The sequence below is a fragment of the Nocardia sp. NPDC059240 genome, assembly GCF_042753865.1.
Classification (GTDB): Bacteria; Actinomycetota; Actinomycetes; order Mycobacteriales; family Mycobacteriaceae; genus Nocardia.
Genome location: NZ_JBHZAC010000003.1, coordinates 725,419 through 748,038 on the forward strand (window position 1 = coordinate 725,419; position 22,620 = coordinate 748,038).

Below are 22,620 nucleotides of genomic sequence, written 5' to 3' on the forward strand. Positions count from 1 at the left end.
TCGTCCACCGGCACGCTCACTGCGGTCGGCCGAGCGCCCTTCAGGTTCGGGTCGAGTGCGGGCCGCAGAGGCGCGGGCTTTGGAGCGCGCGGCGGTTGAACGTCATTCCTCCGGTGGTAGGGCCGCCGCCGCGGTCAGCGCGGCATTGAGTACCCCGGGGAAGCGGCCGTCGAGGTCGGCGCGGCGGAGGCTGACGAAGCGGTTGCGGCCGTCCTGGCGGGTGGTGATGAGGCCGGAGTCGCGGAGGACGCGGAAGTGGTGGGACATGGTGGATTTGTGGACGTCGATGCCCGCGGCCGCGGCGGCGCAGGCGTGCTCGGCGTCGTCGGCCAGGGATGCGAGCAGACGGAGGCGCACCTGGTCGGAGAGGGCGTGCATGACGGCGACGAAGTCGATGTCGCCGGTGGCGGGTTGGGGCAGGTACCGCATGGCGCCACCCTAGCAACTGTTGGATTGTTTGACATCTATCGAACCGTCTTCATAGTATGACGAGCATCCAACTAATGCGGATTCCCGCTCACCCAGCACGAGGAGTTTCGGGTGAATTCACGACTTATCACGTTGGCACTGGGCACATTTGCCATCGGCATCGACGCATTCGTCACCGCCGGACTGGTCGCTCCGGTGTCGAACGATCTGGGTGTGTCGACCTCGGCGGCCGGGCAACTGGTCACCGTCTTCGCACTCTCCTACGCGGTGCTGTCGCCGATTCTCGCGACCGCCACCGCGGGACTGTCCCGAAAACGGGTGCTGCTCATCGCGTTATCGCTGTTCGTCCTCGGCAACGTGGCGACCGCACTGGCCGGAAGCTTCGCGCTGGTGCTGGCCACGCGGGTGATCGCGGCGGCGGGCGCATCCATGTACACGCCGAACGCGACGGCCGTCGCGGCCGCGCTCAGCCCGCCCGAACGACGCGGGCGCGCGATCTCGGTGGTGATCGGCGGGCTCACCGTGGCCACCGCGCTGGGGGTGCCGATCGGCACCTGGATCGGCGGCGCGTTCAGCTGGCGGGCCACCCTGTGGCTGGTCGCGGCGCTCGGCGCGCTCGCGCTGGCCAGTGTGGCAGCGATCATCCCAGCCGTGCACCTGCCCGCGCCCGCGCGGCTGCGGGAGCGTCTGCTGCCCTTGCGCGACAAGACGATTGCGACCGGTCTGCTGCACGCGGTACTGCTGTTCGGCGGCATGTTCACCGTCTACACCTACCTCGCCACGGCCATGCATCCCGCGACCGGCGGCAGCACCGGGCGATTCACTCTCCTACTGTGGATATACGGCCTCACTGCCGTAGTGGGCAGCACGCTCGGCGGACGCTTGGTCGACCGGCTGGGCTCACGGCGAATCATGCCGCTCACACTGATCGGCGCCGGCGTAGTGGTGGCCTTGATCCACGTCTCGGGTCAGCACTTCGCCACCGCGATCGTCTGGTGTGTCGCCTTCGGCATCCCCGGCTGGATCTGGGCTGTGGCACAACAACATCGGCTGGTCGAACTCGCACCCCAGGGTTCGCCGCTGCTCCTCGGCCTGAACGCCTCCGCCCAGTACTTCGGCATCGCCCTGGGCGGTGCGGCAGGCGGCCTCGGCCTGCAGTGGTGGGGCGCAAGCTCACTCGGCTGGATCGGCCTGATCCTGGTGGCGGGCGCTCTCGCGCTACTCGCCCTCAGCCTGCGCGGATCGGCGCAGCGGAAGGATGTCACTGCTGCGGCTCCGCCGACCGACGCTCCGCCGATCTCCCCAACCGCAGCCACGGGCACAGCAGCTACACCTAGCGCGGCGACCGCTTGACAGTGCGGACTGTGGCCGGGATCGCCCCCACGGCCGCCGTCCTGCGACGGCCGTGGGAACTCGCCGGAAAGTTTGTGGCCGAAGGGGATTCGGCCGGGTGGACCTCAGCCGAGGGTGATGGCGTCGAGGCGGGTTCGGAGGAAGTCTGCCGAGATGACCGGGGGTAGGCCGGGGATGCGGCCTATGGGTGGCTCGAGGGGTGTCACCTGGGCGTCGTGGTCGAGTTCGTAGAAGTAGATGAGGGAGATCAGGTCTTCGTCGGGGGCGGTGGGCTGGGGTGGGAGGACGCGGTGGCGGCCGGCGGGCCAGCGGTGGCCGCTCCAATGTTGCAGCAGGTCACCGATGTTCACGGTGAGGGCGGTCGGGTCGTGGGGGGCGTCGGCCCAGCCGCCGTCGTCGGTGTAGACCTGCAGGCCGCCCGCGCCGGGTTCGCGGTCCAAGACGGTGACGGTGCCGAAATCGGTGTGCGGGCCGATGCGGAACTGGCCGGGTTCGGGCGGGCCGACTTCGGTCAGCGGCGGGTAGTGGTTGATATTGCAGGTCCAGGTGGGGCGGCTCGCCAGATCCTGGAAAGGGTTGTGCGGCAGGTCGAGTGCGGCGGCGAAGAGGGCCAGTAGTTCGTCGGAGAGGGTGCGCATGGCCGCGGTGTAGGCGAGGAACAGCTCGCGCAGTTCGCTCACCTCGGCGGGCCACACGTTGTCGAGGAACCACACGTCGTCGACCAGGGCGTCGCCGGTGCGGGTGTCCGCGCCGATCGCGAAGGTCTCCTTGAGATCGGGTGGGGTCGGCGTGCCCTCGGCGTAGCCGTTGGCCTCCAGGCCGGGACCGATCCAGCCGCGCCCGCCGACGGAGACCGCGTAGTGCTGCTTCACTTCCGGCGGCAGCGCGAAGAACCGGCGGGCCGCCGCGCGCAGGTCGGCCGGAAGTCCTTCCGGCACACCGTGTCCGCGCACCAGCAGGAAGCCGGCCCGCTGCATGCCGGCGTCCACCTCGCGCAGCACCCGGGCGGCGGAGGCCCCGCCTGCGCGCCACTCGTTCAAATCGACGGTCGCGATCGCGTTCATTGCGCCACTCCGCTCACTCCGCCACCCCGATGTCCTCGTTCCACAGCTCCGGTCGCTCCGCGATGAAGCGGGTCATCATGTCGACGCAGGCCGGATCGTCGAGGACGGTGATCGAAACACCGTGCGCGGCAAGCCAATCGTGGCCGCCGGTGAAGGTGCGGGATTCGCCGACGATGACCGCGCCGATGCCGAACTGGCGGACCAGGCCGCTGCAGTACCAGCACGGGGACAGCGTGGTGACCATGATGGTGTCGCGGTAGTCGCGGCGGCGGCCGGCATTGCGGAAGGCGTCGGTCTCGGCGTGCACGCTGGGGTCGTCGTTCTGGACCCGGCGATTGTGGCCGCGGCCCAGCAGGTTTCCGTCGCTGTCGAACAGGGCCGCACCGATAGGGATGCCGCCCTCGCGGAGTCCCAGTTGCGCCTCGTCGTAGGCGGCGACCAGCAGATCCTGTGCATTGATCATGCCGATCATGCTGCCACCGCCTGCTTGGAAATCCGGGAGCGGTTGAGCAGCAGATAGCCCGCGCCCGCGAGCAGGAAGCCGACGAAGAAGGTGATGTCACCCAATTGCGGCAGCGCCTTGGCGACCGGGCCGACGAACTTCTCCTGGTTGGAGAACAGCACGACCGACACCACCAGGCCGAACACGAAGGCCGCCAGCCCGCCCCAATTGGTGTGCGTGCGATCGTAGAGCAGGTGGTCGACGCGCTGCCCGCGGCGCAGGTACTCGTCGGCGAACACCACGCCCAGCCACGGGCCGATCCAGTACGCGACGATGAGCAGGAAGCCCTCGTAACTGGCCGCCGCGTCCGGCAGCGCCCACCAGGCGACCAGGAATCCGAGCACCCCGAAGGCCGCCGACACCATGGCGCGCTGGGTGCCGACCGAGAATTTGAAGCCCATGGTCACGAATGCCATCGCGCCGGAATACACATTGAGCGCGTTGGCGGCCACCGCGCCGACCGCGATGGCCAGCAGGGTCAGATCCTTCAGCGGCGTGGGCAGATTCGCGGTGAACACGTCGGTGGGGCTGCCCTGCGCGGTGCCGGTCACCGTCGCCGAGGCCGCGCCGACTACGGTCAGCCAGAAGCAGGACAGGAACAGTCCGGCCGAGGCGTAACCGCCGGTCGCCAGGCGGGAGGCGGAGGCGGGCAGATAGCGGGAGTAGTCCGCAGCGTAAGGATTCCAGCCCGCGGCGTAGCCGAACGCGGTGCCGACGGTCAGCAGGAATCCGCCCATCCCGCCCACGCCGCCCGCGGGTGCGGGCGCGCCCAGCTGCGCCTTACTGAAGATCACCACGGTGACGATGGCGAACACGATCGCCAGCAGCGGGAAGGCGATGCGCTCCACCGCCTGCACCAGGTTGTGGCCGAAGAACGCGAACGCGGTCTGCACCACCACGATCACCAGCAGGGCGGTCAGTTTCGGCATGCCGGTCAGGGAGTTCAATGCGAACGCGCCGCTGACCGAGTTGGTGGCGAACCAGCCGACCCCGCACATCACCGACATGAACGCCGCGGGCAGCGCATTGCCGCGATAGCCGAAGGCCAAGCGCCCCAACACCATTTGCGGGACCCCGTGCAACGGGCCACGCGCGGAGAGCAGATAGTGCGCGACCGCGCCGATCGCGGTGCCGACGGCCAGACCGAGCGTCGCCTGCCAGAAGTTCATGCCGTAGGCGGTGACGGCGAGCACGCCGACGAAGACGGTCGCGAACTCCATGTTCGGAGACATCCACGTCCAGAACAGTTTTCGCGGAGTCCCGTGGCGGGCGTCCTCCGGAATGTAGTCGTCGCCGCCGGGCTCGACGGCGATCACGCGATCCCCGTAGGCCGACCGGGTGTGCGTCTCGGTCATGGGAGGAATTGTGGGGTCCGGAATGTTGCCGGGACATCAAACCGCGTTACCACTGGATACCAAGTGCGCGAACCGGATCTGGCTTCAGTTCGCTGAACTCAGCGGCTAGGGTGGGGTGCATGGACAATGCGTTCGCTCGCGACATGTGGCGGGTGCTGGAACCGCTGCACGCCGTCACCTACTTCGCCGCCGACTGTACGGCCGCCAACAAAGCCGTTGGCCTGCGCGGATATTGGATGGGCTACTTCGCGGCGCGCTCGGCCCCGCTGGGGGCGGTGGGGCCGTCGGTGGTGGAGGCCACCTTCTACAACTTCCACCCGGCGATGATCCGGCGCGCGATTCCCGACGCCTGGGGGTTCGCCACACCCGACGCGGTCATCGCGACCCGCACCATCGCGGCCGCCGCGGTACTGCGCACCGTGGTGCCCGATATCGCGACCGTCGCCGCGCGAGCCGTCCCGCACCTGCGCGCGGCCATCGACGCCGCGCCCGCGTCGGGCCGCCCGCTCTTCGCCGCCAACCGCGACCTGCCCACCCCCGGCGATTCCGTGCACGCACTCTGGCAGGCCGCCACCACCCTGCGCGAGCATCGCGGTGACGGGCACGTGGCATGCCTGCTCTCGGAGGGCATCGACGGCTGCGAAGCGCACGTCCTGTTCTCCGCCTCGACCGGCACCCCCGAACAGCTCTGGCGCGACAACCGCGGCTGGAGCGACACCGACTGGCAGGCCGCCCGCGACCGCCTCACCCACCGCGACCTCCTCGACAGCAACGGCGTCACCGAATCCGGCCGCGCCCTGCGCGACCACATCGAATCCCGCACCGATGCCCTCGCCATGACCGCCTACCGCGACCTCCCCGGCATGGTCGAAACCCTCGCCGTCCTCACCCCCGCCGCCCGCGCCGTAGTCCGCGCCGGCGAAGTCCCCTACCCCAACCCCATGGGCGCCGACCCCGCCTGACTCAGTAGAGGCCGGGGACCAGGCGTTTGGTGGTGTGGCGGTAGGTCTCGTAGGGGGTGCCGAGGGTTTCGAGGAGGGTTTGTTCCTCGAGGCGGATGCGGCGGAGGAAGGCGTAGGTCGGGATGATCGTGGTCAGGAGGAGGGAGGGGTAGTTGGCGGAGGCTATGCCGAAGCCGATGGTGATCATCAGGACGCCCGTGTAGGAGGGGTGGCGGATCCAGTGGTAGGGGCCGTTGCTGATGACGGGCTGGTCGGCGTCTACCTCGACGGTGGTGCGGAAGTGCTTGCCCAGGACCGTGATTGCCCAGACGCGAATCACCAGACCGGCCCACATGAGCGCGATACCGGCGACCTGCCAGGGGACCACGGGGCCGGGGAAGCGTAGGGGGCTGTCGGCCGGGAGGAAGATTCCGGTGAAGCTGGCCACCGTCATGGCGGCCGCTACCAGCAGCATGATGGCGAGCCTGGTGCCGCCGTCGCCCGCGGTCGAGCCGGTGCCGCGCACTCGATCCCGCACGCGCAGGGCGATCTCGAATGCCAGCCACACCCAGGTGGTGTACACGGCGATAGTCACGTCGGCCGTCCTTCCCGCTCTACTGTCCGATTCGTTGAGATTTCCATCCAACGGCACGGGCGCACATCCGGGATCCACCCGGAGAATGAGAACCCGCCGCCCCGGGTCAACCCCGGGGCCGAGCTCGGGGAGCACTCAGTACGTCTGAAGTCGAATGGCGTTGGCGGCCTTCTCGATCGGCTTGATGATGGGGCGCAGCGCCAGGCCCTTCCACGGCATCCAGCGCAGCATGCGCATCATGGTCAGCTGCATCTTCAGCGCCTTGGCGTCACCGGCGACCATCTGGGTGGCATTGTTCCAGCCCAGGGTGAGGTTCTCGTGGACGTAGTCACGCATGCGCTCCTGGTAGGCGGGGAAGGCGACCCGGTGATCGCCCGCGGCGGCACGCAACTCGCCCGCCAGCACGTACGCGCCGACCAGCGCCATGCTGGTGCCCTGACCCGAGAGCGGAGACGGGCAGTAGGCGGCGTCACCGACCAGCGCGACGCGGCCCGAGGACCAGTGCTCGAGGTGGATCTGGCTGACGGTGTCGAAATAGAAGTCCGGCGACTCCGGCATGGCGGCCAGCAGATCGGGGACCACCCAGCCGCTCTCGGCGTAGGCGTCGGCGACCAGACGCTGCTGCGCGGCCGTATCGCGGCGGTCGGGCAACTGCTCGGGGGCCGGGAAGATGAACTGCGCCTTGGCCGCCGAACGGTGCGTGCTGTACACCTGCGCCACCTTGCCGGGGGCCGCGTGGATGAGCTCCCAGTGATCGAGGTGCAGGCTGTTGGGCACCGAGATGACGCAGGCGGCCATCCCCGTGTGGCGGGCGAACTGCTCCTCCGCGCCGAATACGCTGCGGCGCACCGTGGAATGCATGCCGTCCGCGCCGATCACCAGATCGAACACCTGGGGCGCGGCATGGCGGAAGTGGACCTCGACGCCGTCGGCGTGCTCGATGAGCTCGGTGATCGCGTCACCGAAACGGTAGTCGACACCGAACTTGGTGGCGTCGAACAGGATCCGCGCCAGATCGCCGCGCAGCACCTCGTCGTCACCGGGCGAACGCATGCCGATCAGGTCCGGGCCGAGGGTGGCGACGGCCTTACCCGACTCGTCCACCCAGGAACCGCCGCGCATATCGGTGGAGGCCTTGCGGACCTCGTCGCTCAGGCCCATCCGGTCGATGACTTCCATTGCCACACCCCGGATATCGACCTTGTAGCCACCCTCGCGCAGGGCCGGAGCCTGCTCGACGACGGTGACGGTGAAGCCGTACTCCCGCAGCCAGAAGGCGAGAGCCGGGCCGGCGACGCTGGCGCCGGAGATGAGGACGGTCTTGTTGGCAAACTGCTGTGTGCTGGTCATGACACAAACCTTCGCCGGAGGCCCTCACCAAACCCTCACCGTCCCCTCACCACCCCTCACCGAGGCCCAGACCTGCGATATCGCCGGGTTCAGGCGTTTCCCAGCAGTGCGAGCCCGGCGTGTGCGCGCTCGTGCGCCTCGAGAACATTGGGTGAGCCCGCAGCCGGGATCTCCAGGACGGCGGCGTAATAGCGACGCGCTGCTGCCGGATCCTCGGCCCGCGCGACATCACCCAGCCCACGCAACGCACCGGCGTACATGTCGATCGCACCGGTGGATCGTGCCAGGTCGGCCGCCCGCTGATAGTCCGCGCGCGCCGCCTCAGTATCTCGGCCCTCAGCCCCGAGGAGGATGTCGCCGCGGCGAGTCAGTAGGTCGGCCATATCTGCGGCCCAACCTAATTCGGCGTTCACCGCTACGGCCTCGTCTATGAGGGCCAGGGAGGTGGTGTGGTCACCGCGCTGCTCGGTGACGGCGGCCAGTTTGTCCAAGGTGGCCGCGATGGCCCACCGGTCCCCGATAGCGCGGAAACCCGCCAAGGCGGCGGTGAACTCGGGCTCGGATTCCTCGGCGTGGCCGGACATGAGCAGCCCCATGCCGTCGCCCATCCGGAGGAACGCCTGCGACCAGGCATCAGGGCCGAACAGGCGGCGCAGATCCGCGGGCTCGCCGGGCAGCATGCCGCCTGCCATGGCCAGCAGCAGCACCAGATGTGGCTGCCGCAGTGGGGATTTCAGCGCAACGATCCCCGCTGCCGCGCGCTCGGCCTCCGCGACGAGGTCGCTCCGCCCGCGCGCCGCCACGGCGACACACAGGGCATACCGCTCCGGGTCGCCCCCTCTCCCCACCATGGCGGCGGCAACCGCCGGGTCCAGTTGCGGCAGTACGTGGCTGGCGAGGGCCGAGGCGTCGCCGGGGCGGCCGGTGAGCCACCAGTACCAGGCTTGGGCGGCGATCAGGCGGGCCGCCAGGTGGGGGTCGGCGGTGGCGGACCAGTGCAGGGCGGATTGGAGGTTGTCGTAGTCGGCGGTGAGGAGGTGCAGGTGGTCGAGTTGAGTTGCGGTGCGCAGCAGGGGGTCCGAGGATTCGGCGAGGGCGGTGAAGTATTCGGCGTGGGCGCGTTGGGTTTCGGCATGGTCGCCGGACTCCAGGGCGCGGGTGCGGGCGAATTCGCGGATGGTCTCGAGCATGCGGTAGCGGCCGCCGGTGACGTCGAGCAGGGACTTGTCGGCGAGATCTGCGAGGAGGTCGTCGATATCGTCCAGAGCGCCATTGCCATCCTCAGCGTGGCGGCCGTCCGGGCCGCAGACGTACCGGGCGGCGGCCGCTGTCGCACCACCGGCGAAGACCGAGAAGTGCTGGGCCAGTCGCTGTTCGGCGGGGTCGAGGAGGTCCCAACTCCACGCGACCACGGCTTGGAGAGTTTGGTGGCGGGGTTGGGCGGTGCGGTCGCCGCGCGCCAGCAGGCGGAAACGGTCCGACAGGCGGGCGTCGATCTCGGGGAGGTCGAGGGTGCGCAGGCGGGCAGCGGCGAGTTCGATGGCGAGCGGCAGACCGTCGAGGCGGGCGCAGATGCGCGCGACCACCGCGATGGTGCCCGCGTCGACGGCGAAGCCGGGGCGGACGGCGGCGGCACGGTCGGCGAACAGCCGGATCGCGGGGGCCGAGAGCTGTTCGGCCAGGGTCGAATCCGTGGGGGCGGTGGGTAGTTGCGGGACCGGGAACAGCGTTTCGCCGGTGACGCGCAGCGCTTCCCGACTGGTGGCGAGAATCCGCAGCCCGGGGCAAGCGGTGAGAAGCCGGTGGGCAAGACGTGCGATGCCGAGCACGACGTGCTCGCAGTTGTCGAGAATCAGCAGCATCGGGCGGTCGGCCAGCATCGCGATCAGCTGAGATTCGGGGTCGCGTGGACCGCGCTCGGATGGCTCACGGCCGCCGAGGGCGGCCGCGACAGCCGAGACCACCTGCGTATCGTCCAGCAGCGCGGCCAATTCGACGAAGCACACGTCGGTGCGAACCCGGCCGCCGGCGGCGAGCGAGAGCCGGGTCTTGCCGGTGCCGCCCGGTCCGATCAGCGTGACGAGCCGGGATTGCGCGATCAGCGGGACCAGCCGCGCCAACTCGTCCGCACGACCCACGAAGCTGGTGAGTGGGGTCGGCAGCCGCCGATTCGATGCTCCCGCAACCTCATCCGCACGCAGGATCGCCAGATGGGCTTCCATCAACTCGGCGGAGGGATCGGCCCCCAGCTCATCGGCGAGCAGCCGCCGCCCCTCCTCGAAGCATTCCAGCGCCTCGGCCTGCCGCCCCGCCGCGTACAGCCCGCGCATGAGCAGCGCCCGCGCCCGTTCCCGAAGTGGCTGCGCCGCAACCAATTCCGTCAAGGCCGCCAGCACCGATTCCGGCTCCCCCACCGCCAGAGCGGCTTCGGCCCGATCCTCTTCGACGGCCGAGCGCGCCTCGGCCAGCCGCGCCGCCGCTTCCTCGGCGAACGGCGCATCCCGCACATCCGCCAGCGCCGGACCCCGCCAGAGCCCGAGCGCCTCTTCCAGCAATGTCACCGCCGCGGCGGGATCCCCCTCCCGCAACGACTTCCGGCCGAGCTCGGCCAGTCGCGCGAACCGCAGCGCGTCCACCGACTCCGCCGCGACCGCCAATCGATATCCCGCACCGCCAGATTCGACGAACTCCCCGTCCGCGCCCGCGTTCCGCAACGCCCGCCGCAACCGCGAGACCTGCGACTGCAACGCGTGCCCCGCATCCCCCGGCGCGTCCTCCCCGTACAACTCGTCGATCAGCCGCTCCCGCCCGACCACCCGGCTCGCGTCCAATGCCAACGCCGCCAACAGGGCCCGCACCTGCGGCCCACCGACCGGAAACGGACTCCCATCCGCCCGCCGAACCTCAACAGGCCCCAACACCCCGAACTCCACCCCGCCAGTATGCCCGCCCCCAACGCTCCTCAGAACCGCCGACGTCTCCGCGAGAATGCGCGGGTGCACAGGCCCTCTCGGCGTATGCCTGCGCCAGTGCATTCTCGGCGGGGTGTATATCCGGCCGATCGCGAGCGCGCGACACCGCCCGATCAGCGGCCGGCTAGGGGCGGGGTGCGAGGAGGTCTCGGATGAGCAGGGCGGTGTGGAGGGAGGTTCGGGTTTCGCCGTCGTCGAGGTCCACGGCGAGGATGCGTTCGATCCGGGCGAGGCGGTCGTAGAGGGTGGGACGGCTGATGGTGAGGCGTTTTGCCAGTTCGGTTTTGTTGCCTGCCAGGTCGAGGTATTGACGCAGGGTGGTGGTGAGGTCGGTGGAGTTGCGGATGTCGTGGCGTAAGAGGGCGCTGAGTTCGGTTTCGGCGAAGCGTTGGACGCCGGGCTCGTCGCGGATGAGGGCGAGCAGGCCGCGCAGCCGGATGTCGCCGCTGCGATAGAAGGGGCGGGGGCGGGAGGAGGCCAGGGCGAGAGCCACTTCGGATACGTGGGCGGCGTGGGAGAGTTCGCGGGCGGTGTCGAGCAGGGAGTCCGAGGCATGGGCCGCGCCGATGACCGCGTGGGTGACGCCTGCTACGCGGCGGATTTCGGCGAGCATGGCGGTGCAGACCGCGGTGAGGGCGGTATCGAGGTCACCGCTGCGGGAGATGGCCAGTAGCAGGATGATTCGGTTGCCGTGCTCGGGAGCGGCCAGGGCGGTCGCCTTGGACAGTGCGATGCCGTGCTGAGCGGCGTCCAGCAGGGCAGCCGTACGGCGTTGCTGCGCAACCGGATCCGATGCGGATCCACCCTCGAGTTCGGCCGCCGCGAAATCCACGGCGAGAGGGACGTATCGGGCGCGGCGAGCGAGACCGAGAGCGGCGGCCAAGGCGACGGCGTCGCGCTCATCACCGAGGCGGCCGGTGACCATGTCGTCGATGAGCCCGGTCTGCGCCTGCCGATGCAGGCCGAAGCGGTCCCGCTCGATCATGCGGTGCAGCGTCAAGGTCTGCGCCGCCCGCTCCAGCACCATCCGGGCGCGGGCGGTCGACCCTATGGCGCCGCCGGATACGGACTCCACGCCGCCGTTCGCGAGCGATGAGGGTGCCGGGCGGAGGATGAGGCGCCCCCAGGGCTGGGTGTGCGGGCCTACCGGGACGACGTTCGGGTCGGTGTCGGGGAGTAGCCGGGAGACGTGTTCCCACTGTTCGAGGAGGGCGGGGGTGCCGGTGTGACGGGCGGTCAGAGCCAGCACGCGGTGGGTCAGGTCTTCCAGGACGATCGAGGTGTCCAGCATTCCGGCAGCGGTCTTCACGATTTCGGCCAGCGAGGCGCGGCGAACGCTGAGAGCGGTGAAGGTTTCGTGGACGGTACGGGCGAATTCGAGTTCGTCGTACTGGTCGGCCACGATCACGCGGTGCACCGCCTCGGTGATCTCCACGAATCGCACCACGCGCTGCAGCGCGACCACGGGCAGGCCGAGGCGGTCGGCGGTCGAGATCACGACGGACGGCAATCTCCGCAGGTAGGTGCCCAATTCGACGACCAGCCCCGAAACTCCGGCGGCGGCCAGCGATTCCAGATAGGCGACGGTCGCCGCGTCGGCGCCCGCCAGCGCCTGCCCGGTGGTGAGGATCAGCTCCCGCCCGACCAGCAGTTCGGCGACCTCCGGCAGCTCGCTCACATGCACCCAGCGCACCGGCCGATCCAGCGAGCCACCGCCCGCCAGCTCGGGCTGCCCGGCCTGCACCACGGGCATGGCTACGATGTCGGCAACGGTGAGGAGCACCGACGAATCGTAAAACGAAGTTCGAAATCGCGCACAAAATGTCGGGGGTCAACCGGCGGGTAATGGCGCAGAGTATGGGCATGAACACCATCGGACACTGGCTCGACGGCAAATCCTTCGCCGGTTCGAGCACCGCGAGCGCCCCCGTCACCAATCCCGCCACCGGCGTGGTGACCGGACAGGTCGCCTTGGCTTCCGCGGCCGATGTGCGCACGGTCGTCGAGGCCGCCGTCGCCGCCTTCCCGGGCTGGCGCGACGCCTCCCTGGCCCGGCGCACCCAGGTACTGTTCCGCTTCCGTGAACTGCTCAACGAGCGCAAGGAAGAACTCGCCGCGCTCATCACCGCCGAGCACGGCAAGGTGCTCGCCGACGCCCTCGGCGAGGTGACCCGCGGACTGGAAGTGGTGGAATTCGCCTGCGGCATACCGCATCTGCTCAAGGGCGGCTACACCGAGAACGCCTCCACCAAGGTCGACATCTTCTCGGTACGACAGGCTTTGGGACCGGTGGCGATCATCTCGCCGTTCAACTTCCCGGCCATGGTGCCCATGTGGTTCTTCCCCCTCGCCATCGCGGCCGGGAACACCGTGGTGCTCAAGCCGAGCGAGAAGGATCCGTCGGCATCGCTGTGGCTGGCCGAACTCTGGCAGGAGGCCGGACTGCCCGACGGCGTGTTCAACGTGGTGCAGGGCGACAAGGTCGCGGTCGACGAACTGCTGGAAAACCCTGCGATCAAGGCGATCTCGTTCGTCGGCTCGACCCCGATCGCCAAGTACGTCTACGAGCACGGCACCGCCAACGGCAAGCGGGTGCAGGCGCTGGGCGGAGCGAAGAACCACATGGTGGTGCTGCCGGACGCCGATCTGGACCTGGCCGCCGACGCCGCCGTCAATGCCGGGTTCGGCTCGGCGGGCGAACGCTGCATGGCCATCAGCGCACTGGTGGCGGTGGGCGAGATCGCCGACGACCTCGTCGAGCGAATCAATCAGCGCGCCAAGACCATTCGCACCGGCGACGGTACGCGTGGCACCGATATGGGTCCGCTGGTCACCCGGGTGCACCGTGACAAGGTGGCGAGCTATATCGCGGCGGGCGAAACGGCCGGGGCCACGGTGGTTCTCGACGGACGCACCATCGACGCCGACGGTGCCGCCGACGGATTCTGGCTCGGCCCCACCATTCTCGACCACGTCACCCCCGACATGAGCGTCTACACCGATGAGATCTTCGGGCCGGTGCTGTCGGTGGTCCGCGTCGAAACCTACGACGAGGCGATGGCGCTCATCAGCGCCAACCCGTACGGCAACGGCACCGCACTGTTCACCAATGACGGTGGGGCGGCGCGACGCTTCCACAACGAGGTGGAGGTCGGCATGGTCGGGATCAACGTCCCGATTCCGGTGCCCATGGCCTACTACAGTTTCGGCGGCTGGAAGAACTCCCTGTTCGGCGATTCGCATGCGCACGGCACCGACGGCGTGCACTTCTTCACCCGCACCAAGGCCGTCACCACCCGCTGGCTCGACCCCAGCCACGGCGGCCTGAACCTCGGTTTCCCACAGAACCACTAAGACTGAGACACCCAAGGACATTCCATGACACTGCCCAATGGTTTGACCCCCGAGGCGGCTCGCGAAAAGGCCGCTCGCGCCTACGAATTGGACCGCAAGCACGTCTTCCACTCCTGGTCGGCGCAGAAGTCGCTGAACCCCATGGTGATCACGGCCGCCCAGGGCAGCTATGTGTGGGACGGCGACGGCAATCGGCTGCTGGATTTCTCCAGCCAGATGGTGAATACCAATATCGGACACCAGCATCCGAAGGTGGTGGCCGCCATCCAGCAGCAGGCGGCCACGCTGTGCACCATCGGCCCGGCGTTCGTCAACGATGCTCGCTCCGAGGCCGCGCGGCTGATCACCGAACGCACTCCCGGTGAGCTGAATCGGATCTTCTTCACCAATGGCGGCGCGGACGCGGTCGAGCACGCGGTGCGCATGGCCCGGCTGCACACCGGGCGCTACAAGGTGCTCTCGCGCTACCGGTCGTATCACGGCGGCACCGAGACCGCGGTCAACCTCACCGGCGACCCGCGCCGCTGGCCCAACGACCACGGCAATACCGGGACCGTGCACTTCTTCGGGCCGTTCCTGTACCGCTCGCAATTCCACGCCACCACCGAGGCCGAGGAGTGCGAGCGGGCGCTGCAGCATCTCGAGCAGACCATCGTGTTCGAAGGGCCCAGCACCATTGCCGCGATCATCCTGGAGTCGGTGCCGGGTACGGCCGGGATCATGGTGCCGCCGCCGGGGTATCTGGCCGGGGTGCGGGAACTGTGCGATCGGTACGGCATCGTGTTCATCGCCGACGAGGTGATGGCGGGCTTCGGCCGCACCGGAAAGTGGTTCGCCATCGACCATTTCCCCGGTGTGGTCCCCGATCTGCTCACCTTCGCCAAGGGCGTGAACTCCGGTTATGTGCCGCTCGGTGGCGTCGCCATCGCACCGCACATTGCCGCGACCTTCGATGATCGGGCCTATCCGGGTGGGCTCACCTACTCCGGGCATCCGCTGGCCACGGCCGCCGCCGTCGCGACCATCAATGCGATGGCGGAGGAAGGCATCGTCGAGAATGCCGCCGACATGAGCGACCGCGTCATCGGCCCCGCCCTGCGCGAATTGGCAGAGCGGCACCCGAGCATCGGCGAGGTCCGGGGGCTGGGCGTGTTCTGGGCGATCGAGCTGGTCCGCGACCGGGCCACTCGTGAACCGCTCGCCCCGTACGGCGGGACCAGCGCGGCCATGACCGAGACCGTCGCCGCGGCGAAGGCGGCCGGACTGCTGCTGTTCGTGAACTTCAACCGCCTGCACGTGGTGCCGCCCTGCACCATCTCCGAGGCCGAGGCCAAGGAGGGCCTGGCCATTCTCGATCATGCGCTGACCGTCGCGGACGGGCATACGGTGTGAGCGTGACGGATCAGCGGGAACTGCAATACATCGGCGGCGCACGGCAATCCGGTTCGGGTGCGCCGCTGACGATCACGGCTCCAGCTACCGGTGACGAGATAGTCACCGGCGCGGGTGCGAACGCCGCAGATGTGGAGACGGCCGTGGCCGCCGCGCAGGCGGCCTTCCCCGGCTGGGCCGGGCTCACGCCGGGCGCACGATCGGACCTCATGCACGAGTGGGCGCGGGTATTGCGCACTCGCGCCGACGAATTCGCGGCGGTCGAAAGCGAGAACGCGGGCAAGCCGATCCGGCTGGCCACCGAGTTCGACGTGCCCGGCACCATCGACAACACCGCTTTCTTCGCCGGTGCCGCAAGGCATCTCGAAGGCAAGGCGACAGGCGAGTACTCCGGCGATCACACCTCCTCGATCCGCCGGGAGCCGCTCGGCGTCATCGGGTCCATCGCGCCGTGGAACTATCCGCTGCAGATGGCGGCCTGGAAGATCCTGCCCGCCGTCGCGGCGGGAAACACGGTGGTGCTCAAGCCTTCCGAGCTGACCCCGCTCACCTCGCTGTTGTTCGCCGAAGCCGCCACGGCGGCGGGCATCCCGCCCGGTGTCATCAACGTCCTCACCGGGACCGGGGCCGAGGCCGGGCAACCGCTGGTGGAACACCCTGCCGTGGCGATGATTTCGTTCACCGGCTCCACCGCCGTCGGCAGACGCGTCGCCGCCACCGCCGCCGGCGCGGTCAAACGGGTGCACCTCGAACTCGGCGGCAAGGCACCGTTCGTGGTGTTCGACGACGCCGACCCGGAGGCCGCCGCGCGCGGTGCGGTCGCCGGTGCGTTGATCAATGCCGGTCAGGACTGCACCGCCGCCACCCGCGCATACGTGCAAAGGCCCCTGTTCGAGGAATTCGTCGGCCGCGTCGCCGAGCTCATGGATCAGGTCCGGCTGGGACCGGTCCAGGATCCGGACACCGATATGGGCTCCCTGATCTCCCGGACCCACCGGGACCGAGTAATCGGCATGGTGGAACGCGCCCGCGAATCCGGCGCGAAAATCGTCCGCGGCGGCCGCATTCCGGACCACACCCCGGACGCGGGCGCGTACTACGAACCCACGCTGATCACCGGCGCTGACCAGCAGTCGGAGATCGTGCAGCACGAGATCTTCGGCCCGGTCCTGGTGGTCCTGCCCTTCGACACCGACGACGAAGCCATCACCCTGGCCAACGACACCCCCTACGGCCTGGCCGCCTCAGCCTGGTCGCGCAGCGTATTTCGCACCCAGCGCGCCGCGCGCGAAATCCGCTCGGGCTGCGTCTGGATCAACGACCACATCCCCATCGTCAGCGAGATGCCGCACGGCGGCTTCAAGGCCTCCGGTTTCGGAAAAGACATGTCCACCTACGCCTTCGAGGAATACACGAACACCAAACACGTCATGTCGGCCATCACCCCAGCCCCCCACAAACCCTGGCACGACGTCATCTTTCGCACCAACTGACAGCGACAGCCCCTAGGGACCGATCCGATCCCCAGGGGCCGCGCCGTCGCGTAAGTCTCTACCTGGGTGACACGGTCAGTTGAAGACGGTCATATCGACGTGTGCGCGGTCGGGCCATGATTCGTCGATGACCAGGTCTTCGATGATGGTCCGACTGGCGCCGGCGGCGATGTGGACGGTGCCCACTTTATGGTCCTGCTCCGATTCGTCGAGTTCGTCCTTGGTGTAGAGCACGATGTCGTAGGCGAGATCGATGGAATCGTCTGTGTACCACTGGATATTGAAGTTGATGATCACACCTACTTCGTCGCCGTCGTCTTGCTGGAAGTAGAAGAACGCCCATGGATCGTCGGCCCCAAGTTCCACGGTATTGCCGAACTGTGGGTGTGCCCAGATGTCGTGGCCGATGGCAACGCGGTCCACCATGTCCGTGTGGCCCTGCACCCGGACCGTGTGCCGATGGCCATCGGTGCCGTTGAGCTGTCGACGCCACACCGACCAGCCCTCGGTCGCGGCAAAAAGGAAATGGGCTCCGCTGGGATCGCGGACGAAGACCAGATCCCGGATGCGCGGCGCGGCGGGCAAACCTGCCGAGATGTCGTCCCAGTTCAGGCCGCTGTCGCGGGTGACGAAGACCTGGGTCGCCGTCGCGACGAACACTGCTTCCGGATACCCGGTCGTGTCGGTCGCCAGGCCGACGAAATCACCTGGAGCGGCAGGCGGACCCGGCAACTGTGTCCAGGTCGACTCCCGAAAGACCCACAGCTGCTGTCCTGCTGCGATCGCGAACGCGTAGTACCGCGTGTGCACCACCAGACGGGCGATGGTGCCGGGCAACGGTTTCGGCGTGGTGTCGTGCACATGCCAGCTGTCGGGCATGAGCTGCAGCAGCCGCCCGGTGCTGGTGCCGACGATGATGCCGTCGCCATCTCCGGAACCGATCGCCGTCGCGAATTCCGCCCCCGGCCCGACTCCGTGACGCCACAGGCTCAGGGTCGCGAGGCGCTTCCAATAGGGGTTCGGCGCGCCGGCGAACATCCCGTACAACGCCTGGTCCTTCACCGCGACCGCGACAAGCAGTTCGCCACTACTGTTCGCCCAGCTCGGTGCGGTGACGGCGGCGAGCACGTCCGGCGACCCGAGGCCGTCGGCGACACCGTCCAGCGGGACCACGCCGTCGGACAGCGGCTGCGTGGGAAAGATCGAGAGGTTGGTGAAAGTGCCGGACGGCCGATCGAACCACGCTTCACGCACGCGATTGCCGAACTCCACGTTGTTCTGGTCGACCGTCGAGAAGTCGCGGTAGAGCAGATTCCCGTCGTGTAGCAGCGCCACCTGTTCGCCGTCGCCCTCGTCCAGCGGCCGCCACGGTTGGTCCGCCGGGTACAACGAGATGTAGGCATCCCCGTTGTCCTGCAGGCTCATTGCCATGACGCCCGCGGTCCCGCCGCGCGCTGTCAGGAACCCGCGTTCGGTGGTCTGGTGGTTGCGGTCCACGCAGCGGGCCTCGAGGTTCGGTAGTTTCCGATTCGTGAGGGAGGAGTGGGTTGCTCCCAGGTCCGTCGTCACGGCCATGCCGCCGTCGCTGCAGATGAACAGGGTGCGCTCGTTGGGATCGAGGTCGTCGAACGCGACCGCGTGCACGCCTGTGTGCAGGTGCGGTGTGGTGCCGGGGATCATCGTCCACGCTTCGCCGCGGTTTTCGGAGACGAAATAGCCGTTGCGCCAACCGACGACGACCACATCGGGGCTCGCTCCCACGGCAATGCAGTTGTTGCGGGCCTGCTGATCGCCGGGTGTATTGGTCGTCGGGTAGCCGAACAACGGCGAATGGTGCACCACGTTGTTACCGGTCGCCGCCCATGATCGACCACCGTCGCCGGACCGCAATACCTGGTAGATGCTGTCGCGCGTGCCGTGGTATTCCCCGGCTACGGCGTACATCATGACGCGATCGTTCGGGCAGCTCGCGATGGAGGTGCGCATGAACATCTGGTTGTCGGTATCGCCCAGGTATTTGGCTTCGCTGAAGACGAGTGGGCCGGTGAGACTCTGCCATTCGCCCACGAACAGTCCGCCGCGCGGTGGCACGTCCTGCGGAGTGCCCCAAGCCGCGGCCACCACTGTCCGTTGGGGTCCGAGCGCGATGCCGCTGAACGGGCCGACGGTCAGATTGAGGGCGGTGTCGAAGGCGTAGGCGCTGCCGGCGATCGGAATCTCGGCCCAGTAGACCCCGGTCTGACACGCAAGCACGATGGTGTTCGGTTCGGGCACGATCACCAGGTCATAGATGACGCCGGTATTCAATGGCGTGCCCGTCGCATCCACGATCGGAATTTCGCGCCACGCGAAGAGCGGCATGCTGTCGGTCGTGTCGGTTTCCCAGAGCGCGTCCCCGGCGGCGAACACGTGCCGAGACCCGTGCACGCCGCGCCGGATCACGTTGAGCCCCGGCCGATCCCAGGTGGTGCTCAACGGGATGGCGTCGCCGCCGTCGACTTCCACCAACCAGACGCCGCTGTACTGGGCGGCAGCCAGGATCACCGGAACCGGTTCTTCGTCCAGCCGCACGACGCTGTTCAGCTGACCGGCGGCGAAAGAGATATCGGGATCATTGAGTTCGGTGCCGGTGGCCAGGACTCCCCAGAAGCTCGCCGGATGCCAGACGTTACCCATCGCGTACCCCCGTAACACAGCGGAATGAGCACTCTCAGTACAGCACTGTCGACGCCTTCTTGGTGCGGAAACCGCAGCTCGTCGCCGTGCTCAGTTACGCGGAAAGCGGTCGAGCGGATAGTCGGCCATCCGCCGCCGGATCGCTGGCTTGTCCGACTGCGGTTCAGCACCTGGGGTGATGGTGGGCCTTGGTTCTGCCACATGACGGCACGGCGAAGACCCGTTCGGATCTGTGATCCGGACGGGTCTTGGGCCGGGGGACCGCCGCGGGTCAGGCGGGGTGGCGGGGGGTGTTGTAGGGGTGGGTGGTGGTTAGGGTGCGGCCGTCGGGGCTGAAATCGAGTAGGACGCGCCAGAGTTGGCGGACTCGGTGGTCGGACCAGAGGCCGCGTTGGGGTTGGATTCGGTAGAAGACTTGTTGGCCTTGGTCGGGGAGTTTGATGTTGTTGTAGAGGGATGTGTCTGCGAGCCAGGGGAATTGCTCGAAGCTCAGTTGCACCGCTCGCTGGAGTTCGGCGGGGTCGGTGACCAGGGTGGCGTGGCCTTGGATTTGCAGGGAGCGGATGTCGGCGCGGCCGGCGTAGCCGTCGGGTGGGAAGTAGCTCGCTACGTAGCTGACGTTTGGATTCTGTTGCATGTGGGCGTGTTTGCGGTTGGATTGGAACGTGTGCATGTAGGCGATGAGGCCGTCGGCCGCGATGTGCATGGCCGAGGTGGAGGGTGCGCCCTGCGCGTCGATGGTCGCGAGGGCGGCGAGTTGCTCGGTGCGGAGCAGGTCGATGATCGCGTCCTGGATCTCGGGCAGGGTGGGTTCGGGGGTGGCCATCAGACCGGGAAACTCAGGCCGAGATCCGCGAGCACGGCGAAGGCCGCGGCCCGCGCGCCGCCGGTGACGCCCTGGCCGGGGTGGGTGGAGGGGCCGACGAGGTAGAAGCCCTCGGCGGGGAGGCGGTAGCCCATGTTCGGGAGTGGACGGAAGCCCATGAATTGGAACAGCTGGCAGCCGAAGTGGCCCGCGTCGCCGTCCACCCACGCCTCGTTGTAGCGGGCCATGTCCAAGGGGCTGTGGACGATGCGGGAAAGCACCTGGGCGGCACCGATATTGGTGGTCATCTCGCAGAAGGTCGTGAAGACCCGGTCGAAGATCTCTTCCTTGCGGGCATCCCAATCACCCTCGGCGAGCTCCATGGGGGCGTAACCGAGCAGGTACAGGGTGTGGTGCCCGTCCGGGGCGCGGGTGGCATCCCAGCGGGTGGCGGTGGAGACCGTCGGGATGGTGTGGACCGGCTCGCCGTACTTCAATTGATCGAAGGTGCGCAGCAATTCGGGCAGCGGCAGGGTGATCTCCTGGAAGCCGGCCTCGGTGACCGCGGGGCCCGCCCGGAACTCCGGCGGCTCACTCAGCACGATATGGCCCGCCACCAACCGGAAGCTGGCCGGCTTGATGCGATCGACCTTGCGCTCCCATTCCGCACCGAAACGATGGTCGACCATGGCGGGGATCTGCTTGATATTGAGATCGGCCAAAACCGCACGGCGAGCGGTGAATTCGGTGCCGTCCGCGCAGCGCACGCCCACCACCCGGTCGCCGTCGAAGCGGAACCGCTCGACCTTCATGCCCGTGCGAATACTGCCCCCGCGCGCAGCCAAGGACGCCGCCAGCGCATCCGACAGCGACTGCGATCCGCCGACCGCCAGCCCCATGCCGTACCGGTGGATGAACGGCACCATCAGCAACAGGAAGGCCCCGGTGCCGCCCTCGTCCGGCGCGACGAGCAGTTCCGACACCCAGCGCACCAGGGCGGCTTTGACTTTCGGGTGCTCGAACCATTCGTTGCAGACGTCGAGATAGCTCATCATGAGCACTCGCATGGTCTCCCGGCCGATCTCGGACTGCTCCAATTGCGCGAACAACGCGCCCAGCGGTGCGGGCGGGACGAACAGCGACGGCAGCAGCTGATCCAGCAGCGGACTCGCGAATTCGTAGAAGCGCAGATAGTTTTCGGCATCCACCGGGGAGATCCGGGCAATGGTTTCGGCCGTCTTGTGCACATCGGAGTAGAAGGCGATGAAATCATCGTCCGGGAACACCACCGACATGCTCGGGTCGGGGTAGACGTAGCTGAGTCCGTGCTCGGCGATCAGCCCGAGCTCGTCCTCGCGAATCATGGGATTGCCCTGGATGAAGATATGCGCCGCGGCGTGCAGGTCGTGATGGTGACCGGGCAGGGTCACCTCCTCGCTGACCACGCCGCCGCCGATCTCCGACTTCGATTCCAGCACCAGCACATCCAGCCCGGCGGCGGCGAGATACGCCGCCGCGGTCAGACCGTTGTGTCCCGCGCCCACCACGATCACATCGTGCTCAGCCATGCTGTCCTCCGAGTCCGAAGCCGCCGTCGATATCCCAGACCGAACCGGTGACAAAACCGCTGGCCGCGGGGTCCAGCAGGGTGAGCACCGGTCCCGCCACCTCCTCGGCGGTCGCGATGCGCTTGATCACATTGGTGGCGAGCACGGCCTGTTCGAGCCCGGGAATCGCCTCCGCACCCGCGCGGAAGCCAGGGGTTTCGGTAATGCCCGCGCACACCCCGTTGACGCGAATGCCCATGGGCCCCAGCTCACTTGCCCAGGTCGGAATCAGGTAGTGCAGTGCCGCTTTGGTCGCGCCGTAGACCCCGGTGCCCGCTGCAGGCTTGCGGCCGATGGACGAGGAGATCACCACGATCGCCGAGGACGGCTGTTTCGCCAATGCCGGTGCGGCCGCCGCGACGGTGGCGATGGTGCCGCGCAGATTCACGTCGATGATGCGGTCGACCTCCGCCATGGGCTGCGCGAAAACCACACCGGGAATGAGGATTCCGGCATTGCACACCACCAGGTCCAAGCTGTCGCCGATCTGGAGTGCGTGATCGACGGCCCGCTGCGCCGCCTCCGGGGCGGAAATATCCCCGCTGGACCAGGACGCTCCCGCCCCGAGCCGCCCGGCGGCGGCGGTCAGCGCCGATTCTCGTCGCGCGGTCAGGATCACCTTCGCGCCCTCGGCCACCAGTGCGGCCGCGATGGCGAAGCCGATGCCTTCGCTGGATCCGGTGATCAGCGCGGTCTTACCCTCGAAGCGCATGACGCTCCTGTACTGCTGTG

Annotated in this window: 17 protein-coding genes; 5 read left to right on the forward strand and 12 right to left on the reverse strand. The window is 68.2% G+C overall.

The features are described from left to right. Positions 1-102: 102 nt before the first annotated feature. A complete protein-coding gene (locus tag ACFXHA_RS13690; protein ID WP_379356311.1) occupies positions 103-429 on the reverse strand; it encodes an ArsR/SmtB family transcription factor in 327 nt (108 codons plus the stop codon). A gap of 111 nt (positions 430-540) precedes the next feature. On the opposite strand from ACFXHA_RS13690, the gene ACFXHA_RS13695 reads away from it, so the two are divergent. Then, the gene (locus ACFXHA_RS13695; RefSeq protein ID WP_379356313.1) at positions 541-1,782 is read left to right on the forward strand and encodes an MFS transporter; all 1,242 of its coding nucleotides are present in this window, start codon (positions 541-543) and stop codon (positions 1,780-1,782) included. Between the two features lie 104 nt (positions 1,783-1,886). Here the strand turns inward: ACFXHA_RS13695 and ACFXHA_RS13700 are convergent, their stop codons facing one another. Genes ACFXHA_RS13700 through ACFXHA_RS13710 form a run of 3 tightly spaced genes read right to left on the reverse strand, consistent with a single transcriptional unit; the run spans position 1,887 to position 4,703 of the window. After that, on the reverse strand, positions 1,887-2,846 hold the full coding sequence (locus ACFXHA_RS13700) for an isopenicillin N synthase family dioxygenase (RefSeq protein ID WP_379356315.1): 960 nt from the start codon (positions 2,844-2,846) through the stop codon (positions 1,887-1,889). Positions 2,847-2,859: 13 nt separating this feature from the next. Next, a complete protein-coding gene (locus tag ACFXHA_RS13705) occupies positions 2,860-3,309 on the reverse strand; it encodes a nucleoside deaminase (RefSeq protein ID WP_379356317.1) in 450 nt (149 codons plus the stop codon). A gap of 5 nt (positions 3,310-3,314) precedes the next feature. Further along, positions 3,315-4,703 (reverse strand): purine-cytosine permease family protein, encoded by a 1,389-nt coding sequence (locus ACFXHA_RS13710; protein ID WP_379356319.1) that lies wholly within the window; start codon positions 4,701-4,703, stop codon positions 3,315-3,317. 119 nt (positions 4,704-4,822) lie between these two features. Here ACFXHA_RS13710 and ACFXHA_RS13715 point away from each other — a divergent pair, with 119 nt between their 5' ends. After that, on the forward strand, positions 4,823-5,665 hold the full coding sequence (locus ACFXHA_RS13715) for a hypothetical protein (protein WP_379356321.1): 843 nt from the start codon (positions 4,823-4,825) through the stop codon (positions 5,663-5,665). A 1-nt stretch (position 5,666) separates the two neighbouring features. Here the strand turns inward: ACFXHA_RS13715 and ACFXHA_RS13720 are convergent, their stop codons facing one another. The 4 genes from ACFXHA_RS13720 to ACFXHA_RS13735 form a co-directional block, all read right to left on the reverse strand. Continuing rightward, entirely contained in the window at positions 5,667-6,239 is a 573-nt protein-coding gene (locus ACFXHA_RS13720; RefSeq protein ID WP_379356323.1) for a methyltransferase family protein, read from the reverse strand. 135 nt (positions 6,240-6,374) lie between these two features. Further along, entirely contained in the window at positions 6,375-7,589 is a 1,215-nt protein-coding gene (locus ACFXHA_RS13725) for an FAD-dependent monooxygenase (protein ID WP_379356325.1), read from the reverse strand. 89 nt (positions 7,590-7,678) lie between these two features. Then, positions 7,679-10,447: a BTAD domain-containing putative transcriptional regulator gene (locus tag ACFXHA_RS13730; protein ID WP_379356327.1), complete on the reverse strand. Its 2,769-nt coding sequence runs from the start codon at positions 10,445-10,447 to the stop codon at positions 7,679-7,681. 238 nt (positions 10,448-10,685) lie between these two features. Beyond that, complete coding sequence (locus tag ACFXHA_RS13735) at positions 10,686-12,344, reverse strand: PucR family transcriptional regulator (protein ID WP_379356329.1); 1,659 nt, start codon at positions 12,342-12,344, stop codon at positions 10,686-10,688. An 80-nt stretch (positions 12,345-12,424) separates the two neighbouring features. Here ACFXHA_RS13735 and ACFXHA_RS13740 point away from each other — a divergent pair, with 80 nt between their 5' ends. Genes ACFXHA_RS13740 through ACFXHA_RS13750 form a run of 3 tightly spaced genes read left to right on the forward strand, consistent with a single transcriptional unit; the run spans position 12,425 to position 16,800 of the window. Next, on the forward strand, positions 12,425-13,915 hold the full coding sequence (locus ACFXHA_RS13740; protein WP_379356331.1) for a CoA-acylating methylmalonate-semialdehyde dehydrogenase: 1,491 nt from the start codon (positions 12,425-12,427) through the stop codon (positions 13,913-13,915). 24 nt (positions 13,916-13,939) lie between these two features. Continuing rightward, a complete protein-coding gene (locus ACFXHA_RS13745; protein WP_379356332.1) occupies positions 13,940-15,307 on the forward strand; it encodes an aspartate aminotransferase family protein in 1,368 nt (455 codons plus the stop codon). After that, the gene (locus ACFXHA_RS13750; RefSeq protein WP_379356334.1) at positions 15,304-16,800 is read left to right on the forward strand and encodes a gamma-aminobutyraldehyde dehydrogenase; all 1,497 of its coding nucleotides are present in this window, start codon (positions 15,304-15,306) and stop codon (positions 16,798-16,800) included. Before ACFXHA_RS13745 ends, ACFXHA_RS13750 begins: the two co-directional genes overlap by 4 nt. Before the next feature lie 75 nt (positions 16,801-16,875). Here ACFXHA_RS13750 and ACFXHA_RS13755 read toward each other — a convergent pair whose 3' ends face one another. The 4 genes from ACFXHA_RS13755 to ACFXHA_RS13770 form a co-directional block, all read right to left on the reverse strand. Next, the gene (locus ACFXHA_RS13755; protein ID WP_379356336.1) at positions 16,876-19,476 is read right to left on the reverse strand and encodes a hypothetical protein; all 2,601 of its coding nucleotides are present in this window, start codon (positions 19,474-19,476) and stop codon (positions 16,876-16,878) included. Positions 19,477-19,747: 271 nt separating this feature from the next. Beyond that, positions 19,748-20,302 carry a pyridoxamine 5'-phosphate oxidase family protein gene (locus ACFXHA_RS13760; protein WP_379356338.1) on the reverse strand — a complete coding sequence of 185 codons (555 nt, stop codon included), beginning with the start codon at positions 20,300-20,302 and terminating at the stop codon, positions 19,748-19,750. Then, positions 20,302-21,849 carry a phytoene desaturase family protein gene (locus ACFXHA_RS13765; protein WP_379356340.1) on the reverse strand — a complete coding sequence of 516 codons (1,548 nt, stop codon included), beginning with the start codon at positions 21,847-21,849 and terminating at the stop codon, positions 20,302-20,304. Before ACFXHA_RS13765 ends, ACFXHA_RS13760 begins: the two co-directional genes overlap by 1 nt. Continuing rightward, complete coding sequence (locus ACFXHA_RS13770; protein WP_379356342.1) at positions 21,842-22,600, reverse strand: SDR family NAD(P)-dependent oxidoreductase; 759 nt, start codon at positions 22,598-22,600, stop codon at positions 21,842-21,844. Before ACFXHA_RS13770 ends, ACFXHA_RS13765 begins: the two co-directional genes overlap by 8 nt. Positions 22,601-22,620 lie beyond the last annotated feature (20 nt).

What these genes read in the sequence shown, in the direction of transcription:
- ACFXHA_RS13725 (WP_379356325.1), bottom strand. Translation starts at nt 7,589, where the DNA reads ATGACCAGCACACAGCAGTTTGCCAACAAGACCGTCCTCATCTCCGGC.
- ACFXHA_RS13715 (WP_379356321.1), top strand. Translation starts at nt 4,823, where the DNA reads ATGGACAATGCGTTCGCTCGCGACATGTGGCGGGTGCTGGAACCGCTG.
- ACFXHA_RS13710 (WP_379356319.1), bottom strand. Translation starts at nt 4,703, where the DNA reads ATGACCGAGACGCACACCCGGTCGGCCTACGGGGATCGCGTGATCGCC.
- ACFXHA_RS13705 (WP_379356317.1), bottom strand. Translation starts at nt 3,309, where the DNA reads ATGATCAATGCACAGGATCTGCTGGTCGCCGCCTACGACGAGGCGCAA.
- ACFXHA_RS13700 (WP_379356315.1), bottom strand. Translation starts at nt 2,846, where the DNA reads ATGAACGCGATCGCGACCGTCGATTTGAACGAGTGGCGCGCAGGCGGG.
- ACFXHA_RS13765 (WP_379356340.1), bottom strand. Translation starts at nt 21,849, where the DNA reads ATGGCTGAGCACGATGTGATCGTGGTGGGCGCGGGACACAACGGTCTG.
- ACFXHA_RS13755 (WP_379356336.1), bottom strand. Translation starts at nt 19,476, where the DNA reads ATGGGTAACGTCTGGCATCCGGCGAGCTTCTGGGGAGTCCTGGCCACC.
- ACFXHA_RS13690 (WP_379356311.1), bottom strand. Translation starts at nt 429, where the DNA reads ATGCGGTACCTGCCCCAACCCGCCACCGGCGACATCGACTTCGTCGCC.
- ACFXHA_RS13740 (WP_379356331.1), top strand. Translation starts at nt 12,425, where the DNA reads ATGAACACCATCGGACACTGGCTCGACGGCAAATCCTTCGCCGGTTCG.
- ACFXHA_RS13745 (WP_379356332.1), top strand. Translation starts at nt 13,940, where the DNA reads ATGACACTGCCCAATGGTTTGACCCCCGAGGCGGCTCGCGAAAAGGCC.
- ACFXHA_RS13760 (WP_379356338.1), bottom strand. Translation starts at nt 20,302, where the DNA reads ATGGCCACCCCCGAACCCACCCTGCCCGAGATCCAGGACGCGATCATC.
- ACFXHA_RS13770 (WP_379356342.1), bottom strand. Translation starts at nt 22,600, where the DNA reads ATGCGCTTCGAGGGTAAGACCGCGCTGATCACCGGATCCAGCGAAGGC.